Origin of the sequence: uncultured Senegalimassilia sp. (genome assembly GCF_934632265.1) — a bacterium.
Classification (GTDB): domain Bacteria; phylum Actinomycetota; class Coriobacteriia; order Coriobacteriales; family Eggerthellaceae; genus Senegalimassilia.
Window position 1 is genome coordinate 1 of the sequence record NZ_CAKTYH010000054.1, and the last position, 12,388, is coordinate 12,388.

10 protein-coding genes and 2 tRNA genes are annotated in these 12,388 nt (G+C 65.3%); all 12 read left to right on the forward strand.

What is annotated here, in order from left to right; translation table 11 throughout:
• On the forward strand, positions 1-407 hold a 407-nt coding region (locus Q0H50_RS05275), incomplete at its 5' end, for a hypothetical protein (protein WP_366936632.1).
• 13 nt (positions 408-420) lie between these two features.
• Entirely contained in the window at positions 421-1,716 is a 1,296-nt protein-coding gene (locus Q0H50_RS05280) for a Ni/Fe hydrogenase subunit alpha (RefSeq protein WP_294420159.1), read from the forward strand.
• Between the two features lie 286 nt (positions 1,717-2,002).
• Entirely contained in the window at positions 2,003-3,058 is a 1,056-nt protein-coding gene (locus Q0H50_RS05285; protein WP_294420175.1) for a rod shape-determining protein, read from the forward strand.
• Positions 3,059-3,073: 15 nt separating this feature from the next.
• On the forward strand, positions 3,074-4,078 hold the full coding sequence (gene mreC, locus Q0H50_RS05290; RefSeq protein ID WP_294420181.1) for a rod shape-determining protein MreC: 1,005 nt from the start codon (positions 3,074-3,076) through the stop codon (positions 4,076-4,078).
• A gap of 2 nt (positions 4,079-4,080) precedes the next feature.
• Positions 4,081-4,605 carry a rod shape-determining protein MreD gene (gene mreD / locus Q0H50_RS05295; protein WP_294420183.1) on the forward strand — a complete coding sequence of 175 codons (525 nt, stop codon included), beginning with the start codon at positions 4,081-4,083 and terminating at the stop codon, positions 4,603-4,605.
• A gap of 9 nt (positions 4,606-4,614) precedes the next feature.
• The gene (gene mrdA / locus Q0H50_RS05300) at positions 4,615-6,780 is read left to right on the forward strand and encodes a penicillin-binding protein 2 (RefSeq protein WP_294420189.1); all 2,166 of its coding nucleotides are present in this window, start codon (positions 4,615-4,617) and stop codon (positions 6,778-6,780) included.
• Between the two features lie 16 nt (positions 6,781-6,796).
• A complete protein-coding gene (locus tag Q0H50_RS05305; protein ID WP_294420198.1) occupies positions 6,797-7,996 on the forward strand; it encodes an FtsW/RodA/SpoVE family cell cycle protein in 1,200 nt (399 codons plus the stop codon).
• Positions 7,997-8,011: 15 nt separating this feature from the next.
• The gene (locus Q0H50_RS05310) at positions 8,012-9,136 is read left to right on the forward strand and encodes a hypothetical protein (protein ID WP_294420200.1); all 1,125 of its coding nucleotides are present in this window, start codon (positions 8,012-8,014) and stop codon (positions 9,134-9,136) included.
• Between the two features lie 24 nt (positions 9,137-9,160).
• Positions 9,161-11,149 (forward strand): TIGR03960 family B12-binding radical SAM protein, encoded by a 1,989-nt coding sequence (locus Q0H50_RS05315; protein ID WP_294420202.1) that lies wholly within the window; start codon positions 9,161-9,163, stop codon positions 11,147-11,149.
• Position 11,150: 1 nt separating this feature from the next.
• Positions 11,151-11,861 carry a TIGR03936 family radical SAM-associated protein gene (locus tag Q0H50_RS05320; protein WP_294420204.1) on the forward strand — a complete coding sequence of 237 codons (711 nt, stop codon included), beginning with the start codon at positions 11,151-11,153 and terminating at the stop codon, positions 11,859-11,861.
• 346 nt (positions 11,862-12,207) lie between these two features.
• Positions 12,208-12,284 (forward strand) — tRNA-Asp (locus Q0H50_RS05325).
• Positions 12,285-12,311: 27 nt separating this feature from the next.
• A tRNA-Asp gene (locus Q0H50_RS05330) sits at positions 12,312-12,388 on the forward strand.

Below are 12,388 nucleotides of genomic sequence, written 5' to 3' on the forward strand. Positions count from 1 at the left end.
GCTCTATGGTGGTACCGCGCCCGGTCGGCGCGGTCATCGACGTCGACCACACGGTGCGCTGCTGCCCGGTCGACACCATGGACTTCATCGACGTGCTGCAGCGCGCGCTGTACGGGTCGAACAAGTTCGATCGCACGGGCACCATGTGCGGGCAGTGCAAGCGCAACGGCACCGACTGCTTCTTCGACCAGGGCCAGCTGTGCCTGGGCCTGGTGACGGTTGCCGGATGCGGTGCGAAGTGCGTGAACCTCGGGCGGGCGTGCAACGGCTGCCGCGGGCTTTCCCCCGACGCCAACCTTGACGCCGCGCGCGCCGCGTGCGAGCGCGCGGGCGTGGACCCGGACGATTTCGACGAGGCGCTGGCGCTGTTCAACCAGGTTGAACGCGTGCAGTCGGCGCGCGAATAGGAGACGAATCGATATGACGAGGACCGCCATTTCGGTAGACCATATCGCCCGCGTTGAGGGCCATGGCAACGTGCATCTGTCCATCAAAGACGGTGCGGTGGAAACCTGCGAGATGAACGTGGTGGAGCCGGCGCGCCTATTCGAGTCCATGGTGGTGGGCCGCAAGTTCGCAGACGTGCCGTATATCGCCAGCCGCGTGTGCGGCATCTGCTCGGCAAGTCACGTGATCACCGATATCCTGGCCATTGAGCGCATCTTCGGCGTGGAGGTCACCGACCGCACGCGCGCGCTGCGCGAGCTTCTGGTGTACGGCAGCTATCTGCAAAACCACGCGTCGCACCTGTTCGTGTTCGCCGCGCCCGACTTCCTGGACATGGCTAGCGTGTTTCCGCTGGCCAAGGCCAACCCCGAGCTGTTCGACCAGGCGCTTGGCCTGAAGTCGTTGGGCAACCAGCTGTGCAACCTGGTGGGCGGCCGCTCCATCCACCCGATCACCGCGGTGGTGGGCGGCTTCACCCATGAGCCTACGCGCGACGAGTACCTGGCCATGGCCGACAAGCTGGACGCCGAGCGCGAGTTCGCCCGCGCGGTGGTCGACCTGTTCAACGGTTTCGCCGTTCCCGACATCGCCACCCAGGGCGACATGATGGCCATGGTGGCCGAAGGCCGCTACCCGGTGGCCGACAGCCGCTGGGCGCGTTTCTTGGACGCGGGCGTCACGTTCGACGCCGATAGGGCCTGCGAGCAGGTCGAGGAGTACGAGGTATCGCATTCCGCGGCGCTGTTCGCCCGCTGCAGGCAGACGGGAAAGACCTACTTCACCGGCGCGCTGGCGCGCATCAACGCATCGTGGGGCGCGCTTTCGCAGGAGGCGAAGGTTGCGGCCGCAAAGGCCGGCCTGCGCCCGCCCGAGCGCAACCCGTTCCTGAACAACGTCGCCCAGGCGGTCGAGGTGCTCGACGCGCTGGGACGTTGCGCCGATCTGTGCCGCAAGCTCGCCGAGCCCGACGGGCCGTTCGAGGGCGACAGCGCCCCGGTGCCGTTCGAGGTGCGCGCAGGCGTGGGCACGGGCTTCACCGAGGCGCCGCGAGGCACGGTGTTCCATCAGCTCGAGCTCGACGATTCCGGCCGCGTGGTGCATGCCACCATCATGACCCCCACGGCGCAGAACTGCGCGAACCTGGAGGCCGACATGCGCGTGCTGGCCGAGAAGCTCATCGCCGACGGCGCGGAGGCGCCGGAGGTGAGCGCCGAGGTCGAGAAGCTCGTGCGAGCCTACGACCCCTGCTTCAGCTGCAGCGTGCACTAGGGAACCGAATAGCAGAAACGAAGGCGGCCCGCGAAATGCGGGCCGCTTCTTGATGCTGGCGATCGGGTGCGCCTCGTTGGCGCAATGGGGAAGGGGCTTATGGAGTGCTGCGAACGGTTCGCTCGGTGCTTGCCTGTTTGGACTTGATGCTCGGTATGGGGCCGGGGTTTTCCTCGTCGCCCCTAATGCGTACCCCTGATGGATTTCCATGCGCAGGGAAACCGGGTGAAATCGCCTGTGCTAGAATCTGGTTTCACTAGAAACGTAGCACAAGGGGTTTGCCTACATGTCATTCTTGGATTTCTTCTCGGGTCTTACTGGCCAGATGTCGTGCGACATGGCCATCGACCTCGGCACCGCGAATACCCTGGTCGCCATTCCCGGCGAAGGCATCGTCGTCAACGAGCCTTCCGTCGTCGCAATCGAGAAAAGCACCCATCGCGTCCTGGCCGTCGGCCACGAGGCGAAGAACATGATCAACCATACGCCCGACGCGTTCTCGGCCGAGCACCCGCTGCATGATGGCGTGGTGGCCGATTACGATGTCACCGAGGCGATGATCAGCGCGTTCATCAACAAGGCCGCGCCGCGCAAGTACCCGTGGCAGGCCAAGCCCCGCATCGTCATCTGCATCCCTTGCGGCGCCACCTCCGTTGAGAAGCGCGCCGTGTTCGAGGCCGCCGTGCAGGCGGGTGCCCGCCAGGCGTACCTGATCGAGGAGCCCATGGCCGCTGCCATGGGCGCCGACCTGCCCGTCACCGAGCCCACCGGCTCCATGGTCGTCGACATCGGCGGCGGTACCACCGAGGTGGCCGTCATCTCCCTGGGCGGCATCGTCACGTCCTCCAGCCTGCGCTTGGCCGGCAACCGCATGGACGAGGCCATCGCCATGCACCTGCGCGACCTTCTGGGCATCAAGATCGGCGAGCGTACCGCCGAGATCATCAAGATCAAGATCGGCTCCATCCTGCCGTTTGAAGACGGCCGTGAGCGCGACATGATCATCTCCGGCCAGGACGTCATCACCGAGCAGCCTAAGGAAGTCACCATCCAGTCCGAGGATGTCCGCCCGGCCCTTATCGCCCCGTGCGAGGAGATGGTGGTGCACATCAAGGAGACGTTCAAGAAGACCAACCCCGACCTGGCGTCGGACATCATCCAGAACGGCATCCTGCTCACCGGCGGCGGCGGCCTGCTTTCCGGCTTGGACCGCTACCTTACCGACAAGCTGGAAATCCCCGTGTGGGTGAGCGAGACGGCTTTGACGAACGTGGTCATGGGTTGCCTGAAGGTTCTCGAAACCCCGCAGGCGCTCAAGCAGACGCTCATGCGATCGAAATAGGACAGCCTCAACGTTATGGCTCTGAATTTTCAACAACAAAGCTCGGCGCTTATGCGCCGAGCGCTGCTTATAGGCTTGATTGCGGTCAGCATCATCATGGTCACGGCTTACGGACGCGAGGGCTCGGCCGGTCCGCTGCACACGCTGCAGTCGGCCGTGTCGGGCGCCGTCAGCCCCCTGCGCATCGTGGGCGGCTCGGTGGAGGCGGCAACCTCCACGGTGGGCGACACCATGGAGAACATCACCGCCGACCAGAGCACCTTGACCGGTTTGCGCGAGTACAACAGCCAGCTTGAGCAGCAGTATGCCCAGATGGAGGAGTACAAGCAGGAGGCCCAGCGCCTTCAGAAGCTGCTCGATTTGAAGGACAACTACCAGATCGAGGGCACGGGCGCGCGCGTCATCGGCCGAAGCTCCGAGGCATGGAGCCAGACGGTCATCATCAACAAGGGCGCTAACGAGGGCATCTCGACCGGCCAGACGGTCATCGGAACCTCCGGCGTGGTGGGCCAGGTGGTATCGGCAAGCGGCAGCACCGCGACGGTGCGTTTGCTCACCGACCCGCAATCCGGCGCCGCGGCCATGGTGCAGTCCAGCCGAGCCGAGGGCATCTTGCGCGGCAGCCTGGTGGGCCTTTTGTACCTTGAGGACTTGGACGCCGACGCCGAGGTGAACGTCGGCGACGTCATCGTCACCTCGGGTTTGGGCGGAAGCTATGCGCGTGGCCTTATCATCGGCACGGTGGTGAAGGTGGACGCCCAGCAGGGCGACACCAGCCGACGCATCTTGGTTTCCCCGAACGATTCCATCGACACGCTCGAGGACGTGCTGGTGGTTTCCAGCGTGGGCGCATCCGATGACGACGATTCGGATTCCGCGGCCTCCAGCAGCTCGACTTCCACAAGCGGCTCCAATAGCTCCAGCGGATCCAACACGGGAAGCTCGAGCAGCTCCTCGTCGAGCTCCAACGGCTCCAACAACTCCGGCAACGGCAATTCATCCAACGAAGGGGGGCGCTAGCCATGGGCGAGAAGAACAACCTGGTGCTGGTGGTGGGCGCCATCGTGGCGTTCGTGCTGCAGATCGCGCTGGCCCCGGCAGTGGCGCTGTTCTCGGCGCAGCCGAACTTCCTGCTGGCCTATGCGCTGGTCGTGGCCATCGTCATCCCCACGGAGGCCGGCCCGGTGCTGCCCTTCGTCATGGGCCTTCTATACGACCTTACGGGTACGGGCCCGGTTGGCGGCATGGCGCTTTTGCTGGTCATCGCGTGCTTCTTGGCTTCCCGCGTGTTCTCGCTGGTGGATAACGATACGCTGTTCATGCCGCTGGCAATCTTCACGGCCTGCGCGCTTCTGGCCGAGCTTTGCTACGGCATGCTGCTCATGGCATGCGGGCTTGCCGCCAACCCCCTGGAGGCGCTGTTCACCCGCGCCCTCCCGTGCGCGCTGTACGACTGTGCCGTGGGCCTGGTGGTCTACTTCGTCATGGCGCGGCTGCTTGCCGGCGGCGCTCAGGACCGCGGTTTGCGCACGCCGAAACTGCGATAGGGGGCGCGCATGTTCGCAGCTATCGTAGCCGGCTTCGTGGCCCTGTTGGTGGTCGCCGCCATCCTGGTGGCGGTCTACGCGGTGCTTCGCAGCCGGAAAACCGAGAACGTCAGCGTCAAGCGCGACGTTCGCTCCATCCAGTCGGTGGGCGTGAGCAGCTCGCTTCCCGATTCCCATCGCGTGCCGGCGGGCGGCGTCGCCCGCGGCGGCACGCCGGCGCAGCCGGTGGCAAACCCCGGCGATAACCTGAAGAGCCGCTTCACCGCCATGGGCGTTGTGGCCGGCCTGATCTTCGGCACCCTTGCCACGAAGCTGTGGAGCATGCAGGTGCTTGCCGGCGAATCGTTCAAGAAGGAATCCGAGGACAACCAATACACCACGGTGTACACGCCTGCGCCTCGCGGCTATATCCTGGACGCCGACGGCAACGTCATCGTGAAGAACCGCACGTCGCTGACGGTGCTCGCCGAGCCAGATGTCGCCAACGACCATGATGTGGTCGCGCGCCTGTCCACGGTGTTGGGCGTACCGACGGGCATCGTGCGCAAGCGCATCGCCGACTCGACCAGCGGCGCGCAAAGCCAGCGCGTGGTGGCAAGCGACGCCAGCATGCGCAACGTCGCCTTCATCGCCGAGCACGCCGATGCGTTCCCCGGCATCACCGTGCAAACCCGCACGGTGCGCGATTACCCCCATGGCGCCCTTGCGGCGCATGCGGTGGGTTACACCGGCAGCGTGACCAGCGACGATATCGCAAGCGTGGCCGAAGGCCGCGATCTTGAGCTGGGCGATTCAGTTGGCCGCAGCGGCATCGAGCAGATGTACGACAACCTGCTCGCCGGCGACCACGGCGAGCGCAAGGTCATGGCCGACGCGCAGGGCAACGTGGTGGAAGTGGTCAGCGAAACGCAGCCCGTCAAGGGCTCGGACGTGCATACCACCCTGAAGTCGCACGTGCAGTACGTGGCGGACAAGGCGCTTGCCGATATGATCTGCCCCGATGGCGGCGCCATCGGCTCGGGCAAGGGCACGGGCGGTGCGGTGGTGGTCATGGACGTCACCGACGGAAGCATTGTGGCGCTTTCCAGCTATCCCACGTTCACTCCCTCCACGTTCGTGGGCGGCATCACGCAAGACGAACTTGACCTGCTGCAATCCTCGGCCGCGTTCAGTCCGCTGCTCAACCGCGTCATCCAGGGCACCTATCCGGCCGCATCCACGTACAAGACCTTCACAGGTTTGGCCGCGTTGGAAAACGGCATGGCCACGGCAACCGAGACCTGGGACTGCACCGGCAGCTGGGACGGCTTCGGCTCGGGCGACGTGCAGAAGTGCTGGAAGAAGCAGGGCCATGGCACGCTCGACTTCCGCGGGGGCATCGTGAACTCGTGCGACACCGTGTATTACGACATCGGCTACAAGTTCTGGGACGCCGCGGCGAACAAGGGCAAGTCGGCAACGCTGCTGCAGGACTTCCTCAAGCGCTACCGCTTGGACCAGACCACCGGCATCGACCTTAATGGCGAAACCTCGGGCCGCATTCCCACGCCCGAGTGGAAGCAGGAGTACTTCCGCGATACTCCCGAGGATGCCCAGTGGAAGGGCGGCGACTACACGAACATGTGCATCGGCCAGGGCTACGTGCTGGTCACGCCCATGGAGATCGCAGTGGCTTATGGCGCCATCGCGTCCGGCAACATCGTCAAGCCGCATCTGCTCAAAGAGGTGCGAAACGCCGGCGGCGATGTGGCGCTTACGTATCAGCCGCAGGTTCTGGACACGCCTGACGTTTCCATGGCCGACCTTGCCGTGGTGCGCAACGCGCTTCGAGGCGTGACCACCGACAACGAAGAAATCGCCAAGCTGTTCAACGATCAAGGTATCGACCCGGATACGGTTGCGTGTAAAACCGGTACGGCCGAATACACTGATATGGAGGACACGGCATGGTTCGCCTGCTATGCCCCCTATGACGACCCGAAGTACGTGCTCGCCTGCGTCGTCGAGCACGGCGGCGGCGGCTCTTCGGTGGCGGCCCCGATCGGCGCTCAGGTCATGGCCGCGGCGCTTTCGTCGACCAACGCCTCTGATGGGGAAGTCGGCGACATCGCCGGTTCATCGGGCAAGTCGGAAGCCGGCGCCGGCAAGGGCTCGTCGAGCGGACGTTCGGACTAACGGGAAGGAGGGCGCTATGGCGCAGTTACCGCAAATCGATTCGCTTCGCCGCCCCAATGCGGCGGCATCGGCTGCATCCAAGCCGCGCCGTTTCCCGTGGCTGAACCTGCCGCTAGCTGTCGTGGTCACGTTGCTGGTGGGATACGGCCTGATCATCGTGTATTCCGCCGTCCGCACGGACGGCGATTACCAGTACAGCCGCCAGCTTGGCGGCGTTGCCGTGGGCTTGGTGTTTATGATCTTGGTGTGGCGCTTCGATTACCGGCGCCTGTCGGATTACACCACGCTGTTCCTTATCATCAACGTGGTGCTCATCATGTCGCCGCACATACCGGGCCTTGGCACCGATGCCGGCATGGGCGCGAAAAGCTGGATCAAGCTGGGCATGCAGATCCAGCCCGGCGAGTTCGCGAAGATCACGGTCATCCTCATGGATGCCGCGGTCATGGCGCGTTACGGCGGCAACTTGGACGACCCGCGCGAGTACGTGAAGGCCCTTGGCATCATGATGGTGCCGTTTGCGTGCATCATGACGCAGCCAGACCTGGGTACCGGCCTGGTGTATCTGTGCATTGCGGCGTTCGCCCTGGTCATGGGCGGCGCCAATCCGAAGTACCTGCTGATAACGTTCGGGTTGTTCGTGGCCGCCGTCGTGGCGGTGTTCGCCATAGACGAGGTGATCAAATCCTCCACGGGCGAGTACAAGCTGCTCAAGCAGTATCAGCGCAACCGCCTGCTCGTGTTCATGGACCAGTCGGGAACGGCAACCACCGATGAGGGCTACAACCTGCAGCAGGCCAAGGTGGCCATCGGCTCGGGCGGCCTGTTCGGCAAGGGCCTGTTCCAGGGCACGCAGCATTCGTTGGGCCTTCTTCCCGAAGCGCCCACCGACTTCATCTTCTGCGTGCTTGCCGAGGAGCTGGGATTTTTGGGCGCCCTCGTCCTGCTCGGTTTGTACGCGGCGCTGGTTTTGATAAGCTTCCGTATAGCCCGCAGCTCCGGTGACCTGTTCGGCATGGTCATCGTGATGTGCGTCGTGGGCATGTGGCTGTTCCAGATTTTGGAGAACATCGGCATGGACTGCGGCTTGATGCCCATCACGGGCATCCCGTTGCCGTTCATGAGCTATGGATCGTCGTTTATGGTGGTGAACTTCGTCATGCTGGGCATGATCGGCTCCGTGTGGTCCCACAATGCGACGCTCAAGCAGCATTAAGCGAAAGGATGCCCTATGCAGCTTCCTGTTGATATCGGCGCGCTGTTGGAAGAGGCCGTCAACGTAGAGGCCGCCCGTGCCACGCCGCTTTCGGTGAGCGTGTATGTGGACGAAACGGCGCCGGGCGACGTTGCCGCCCATGTGCGCCAGGCGTTCGCTAGCGCTTCGGACACGGCGCGGGTGTCGCTCATCTACCTGGACGGGCGCGAGTTCGCGCCCAGCTCCGGCGACGATATGGCCTGCATCGTGGCGGGCCTGAACGAGAACGTGGGCGCCTATGCCCGCGCCTGTCGTAAGGCCGGCGTGCCCGCCATGGTGGTCACCACGCTCCCGCAGCTTGTGGCGGCTATCGCCAAGGCCGCGGGTTGCGCTATTCCCGAGGCCGACATCGTGGCGCCCAAGCTCACGGCGAAGGTGTACGAGCACGTGTCCACCGCCGCGGGGCAGGGGCCTGCCATCACGGCTTCGTGGGGCGTGCCCAAGCCGCCGGAAAACGGCGATGTCGGCATCTACGAGCCCATCGAGCTCATCGACGATGCGCGGGCCACGCTCGATGCGCGCATGGGTCAATGGGTGTGCGCGGCTTGCCGCGCCAAGCGCCTTGCCTTCGCGCAGGCCTTCCCGTTCGTGCGCCGTCCGCTGGCGCTGGAAACGGTCAATGCCACGGCCGTGCAGAACGCTGGCGTGGGGCTGCTGTTCCTCATCCCGGGCGCCGACCTTCCCGTCATGACGCTCAACCAGGCCAAGATGCTGCTTCGGATCGCGGCGGCCTACGGGCAGTCCATCGATGCCGGGCGCGTGCGCGAGCTTGCCGCCCTGGTGGGCGGCGCGTTCGCATGCCGTGCGGTCGCGCGACAGCTTGCCGCCGCCGTGCCGGTGCTTGGTTGGGCGGTGAAGGCCGCGGTGGGCTATTCGGGCACGCTCGCCATGGGCCGTGCCGCCGTGGAGTTCTACGAAGGCGGGCCGACGGTGGCGAAGTTCGCCGAGTACGTTTCGGCCGCGCGCGATAAGGTCATCGCCGCTGCCGCGAAGCAGGCTGCAGGCGCCGCCGCCGACAACGGCGCGGCAGCCGTGGAAGCCGTTCGCCAGAAGGCAACCGATGCCGCCGCGGGTCTGCGGGCCCGCATTTCCCGACGTTAATCTTGTTACCAATAGGGGGTATCAGTGACAGATCTGTGGCCGCGGCTCGAGCCGCTGCTTGCGAGCGCCGAGAGACCGGCGCGCTACCTGAACCATGAGTTCGGGTGCGTGTACAAGCCCGAGGCGGACTTCCGCTTCTGCATGATGTATCCGGATACCTACGAGCTGGGGCAGGCCAATCAAGCCCTGCGCATCCTGGTGAACGTGGTGAACGCCGTGGACGGCATGGTGGCCGAGCGCGCCTTCCTGCCGGCGGCGGAGTTCTGCGACACCATGCGCGCCGAGGGCCTGCCGCTGTTCTCCATCGAAAGCTGCGCGCCTGTGGCCGAGTTCGACGCGCTCGGCGTCACGCTGTCGCACGAGCTGGTGGCCACGAACGTGCTCGAGGCGCTTGACCTGGCGGGGATCCCGTTGCATGCGGAAGATCGCGGCGAGGACGACCTGTTCGTCATCGGCGGTGGCCCGTGCTCGTTCAACCCCGAGCCCTATGCGCCGTTCTTCGACATCTTCAACATCGGCGAAGGCGAGGAGGCGCTGCCCGAGTGCCTGCAGGCCATTCGGCGTCTGCGCGCCGAGGGGGCGTGCCGCGCCGATATCCTGCGCGCCATCGCGCGCATGGACGGCTTCTACGTGCCCAGCCTGTACCGTTGGCGCGAGGAGGAGCAGGCGCAGCAGGTTGGCAGCTGGATCGAGCCTCTCGAGGAGGGCCTGCCCACGCACATCCAGAAGCGCGTGTTCGAGGGCTTTGCGGAAAGCCCCGGCTGGGAGCCGTGCATCGTGCCGTTCACCGAGGTGGTGCAGGATCGCCTGAACGTTGAGGTGCTGCGCGGGTGCGCCCGCGGCTGCCGTTTCTGCCAGGCGGGCATGATGTACCGCCCGGTGCGTGAGCGCTCCGCCGACAACATCGTGAACTCGGTGGTGTGCGGCCTGGCGCAAACCGGCTACGACGAGGTCAGCCTGACGTCGCTTTCCTCCACCGATCACTCGCAGATCGCCGATATCCTCACGCGCCTGAACAAGCAGTTCCAGGGCAAGGGCGTGCGCATCTCCGTGCCCTCGCAGCGCCTTGACAGCTTCGGCGTGGACATGGCGGGTTTGGTGGCCGGCCAGAAGAAGGGCGGCCTGACGTTCGCCCCCGAGGCCGGCACGCAGCGTTTGCGCGACGTCATCAACAAGCAGGTCACTGAAGACGACCTGTTCGGTGCCGTGGACGCGGCCTTCGGCGCCGGTTGGCGCCGTTGCAAGCTGTACTTCATGATCGGCCTGCCCACCGAAACCGACGACGACATCAAGGGCATCGCCAGCCTGGTGCAGCGCGCCTACGACAGGGCGAAGAAGGCCGTTCCGGTCGAGCAGCGCGGCAACATCCGCATGTCGGTGTCGTGCGCGCTGTTCGTGCCGAAGGCCCAGACGCCGTTCCAGTGGGACGGCCAGATCGCCCCGGAAGAGGCCCTGCGCCGTGTGTCGCTTCTGCGCCGCAGCGTGAAGTACCGCGCCATCGACGTGCACTGGCACGACCCGTCCACCAGCTTCGTCGAGGCCGTCATGAGCCGCGGCGGGCGCGCTGCCGCCGCTTGGGTGGAGTCGGCGTGGCGCCACGGCGCGCGCTTCGATGCGTGGACCGAGCATTTCAACGAGCAGGCATGGCGCGACGCGGCTGTCGAGGTGGGTCTTGACCCGGCCGCCGTTGCGCAGACGTCCTACGACACTTGCTACGTTATGCCCTGGGAGCATATCTCCACGGGCGTTTCCACGCGCTTCCTGGCGCACGAGCGCAAGAAGGCCGCGGCGGAGAAGACCACGCCGGACTGCACCTTCGAGCGCTGCGCCGCATGCGGTGCGTGCCCGGGCTTGGGCATCGACAACCAGCTTGCCCAGCCGCGCATCGCCGGCGGATCGAACGCCCGCCCGCAGCAGGCTGGCGAAGAGGGTGTGGCCGCGGCCGCAGTCGCCGAGCATGCGGCAAGCGGTCAGTCCACCGCCAGCCCGCAGACCGCCGAGGAAGGGGAGTAGCATGGCCGAGCAGCAGACGTTCCGCATGCGCATCACGTTCGCCAAGCAGGGTCGCCTGGCGTTGCTGTCGCACCTTGAGGTGACGCGCGCCATCGAGCGCGCCGTGCGCCGCGCCCAGCTTCCCTTCGCCGTGTCGCAGGGCTTCAGCCCGCATATGAAGATCGCGTTCGGCGCCGCGCTGCCCGTGGGCGTGGGCGGCACGCACGAGATGGTCGACCTGCAGCTTCTGCGTTACGTGCGCCCCGAAGAGGCCCTGCTCGCCTTGCAGAAGGAGAGCGTCCCCGACCTTATGGTGAAGGAGTGCGTCTACATCGAGCCGAAGGCCCCTGCAGCTTCGGCGGCGTTCCCGCTCAGCACGTATCGCGCGCTTTTGTCGGCCGCGCCGGCGCAGCTGCCGGTTCCCGTGCAGGTGCACATCATCCGCAAGAAGAAGGAGAAGGTGCTCGATGTGGCCGATTTCCTTGTGGGGGAGATGCTGCTTGAGGGGGCGTCGCTGACGTTCACGTTGGAGCAGAAGCCCACGGGCAGCCTTCGCCCCGACAAGCTGCTGGCCGCGTGCCTGGAGCAGGTGAACGTGCCCGATGATCAGGAGCAGGAGGTTCCGCTGGCGTTTCTGGTGGACAATGCGTGGACGCAGTCCATCGAGCCGCCCGCCGACGACCAGCCGCTGCGCGTGCTGTCCATGACGCGTATCAACCAGCGTGCGAAATAGGTTGAACGAATCGCCACCGTTCTTCGAGTCGCCTCCCATTCTTTGCATTTAAGATGGGAGGCGTTTCTGCGCATATCGCCCTGATCGGGATCGGGCACGGCGTCGATGCTAGGGTGGTCGACGCTAGGGCAGTAGCCGGGGGATGATCGACGTCGCTAGTACAGCTGCCGCTCGGGCGGGCGCCGGGAGGTTGCTCGATCTTCGGTCTGAGTTCGGCTTCCCTGCGCGGGCCCGAATCCGTCACGACGTGTCGTTCCGGGTTGAAAATCGCCGGACTCCCAAATTTTTGAAAATAGTACTTGCATCGGATCGCTAACTGCTGTATTGTACTTTCTCGCAGCTGAACGGGGTGTTAGCTCAGTTGGTTAGAGCGCCGGCCTGTCACGTCGGAGGTCGCGAGTTCAAGTCTCGTACATCCCGCCATTTTTTTCAGCAGCACAGTGCACCAGTGGGGTGTTAGCTCAGTTGGTTAGAGCGCCGGCCTGTCACGTCGGAGGTCGCGAGTTCAAGTCTCGTACATCCCGCCA

Excerpts from the sequence above, each read along its gene's own strand:
- Q0H50_RS05280 (WP_294420159.1), top strand. The coding sequence starts at position 421 with ATGACGAGGACCGCCATTTCGGTAGACCATATCGCCCGCGTTGAGGGC.
- Q0H50_RS05285 (WP_294420175.1), top strand. The coding sequence starts at position 2,003 with ATGTCATTCTTGGATTTCTTCTCGGGTCTTACTGGCCAGATGTCGTGC.
- mreC (WP_294420181.1), top strand. The coding sequence starts at position 3,074 with ATGGCTCTGAATTTTCAACAACAAAGCTCGGCGCTTATGCGCCGAGCG.
- mreD (WP_294420183.1), top strand. The coding sequence starts at position 4,081 with ATGGGCGAGAAGAACAACCTGGTGCTGGTGGTGGGCGCCATCGTGGCG.
- mrdA (WP_294420189.1), top strand. The coding sequence starts at position 4,615 with ATGTTCGCAGCTATCGTAGCCGGCTTCGTGGCCCTGTTGGTGGTCGCC.
- Q0H50_RS05305 (WP_294420198.1), top strand. The coding sequence starts at position 6,797 with ATGGCGCAGTTACCGCAAATCGATTCGCTTCGCCGCCCCAATGCGGCG.
- Q0H50_RS05310 (WP_294420200.1), top strand. The coding sequence starts at position 8,012 with ATGCAGCTTCCTGTTGATATCGGCGCGCTGTTGGAAGAGGCCGTCAAC.
- Q0H50_RS05320 (WP_294420204.1), top strand. The coding sequence starts at position 11,151 with ATGGCCGAGCAGCAGACGTTCCGCATGCGCATCACGTTCGCCAAGCAG.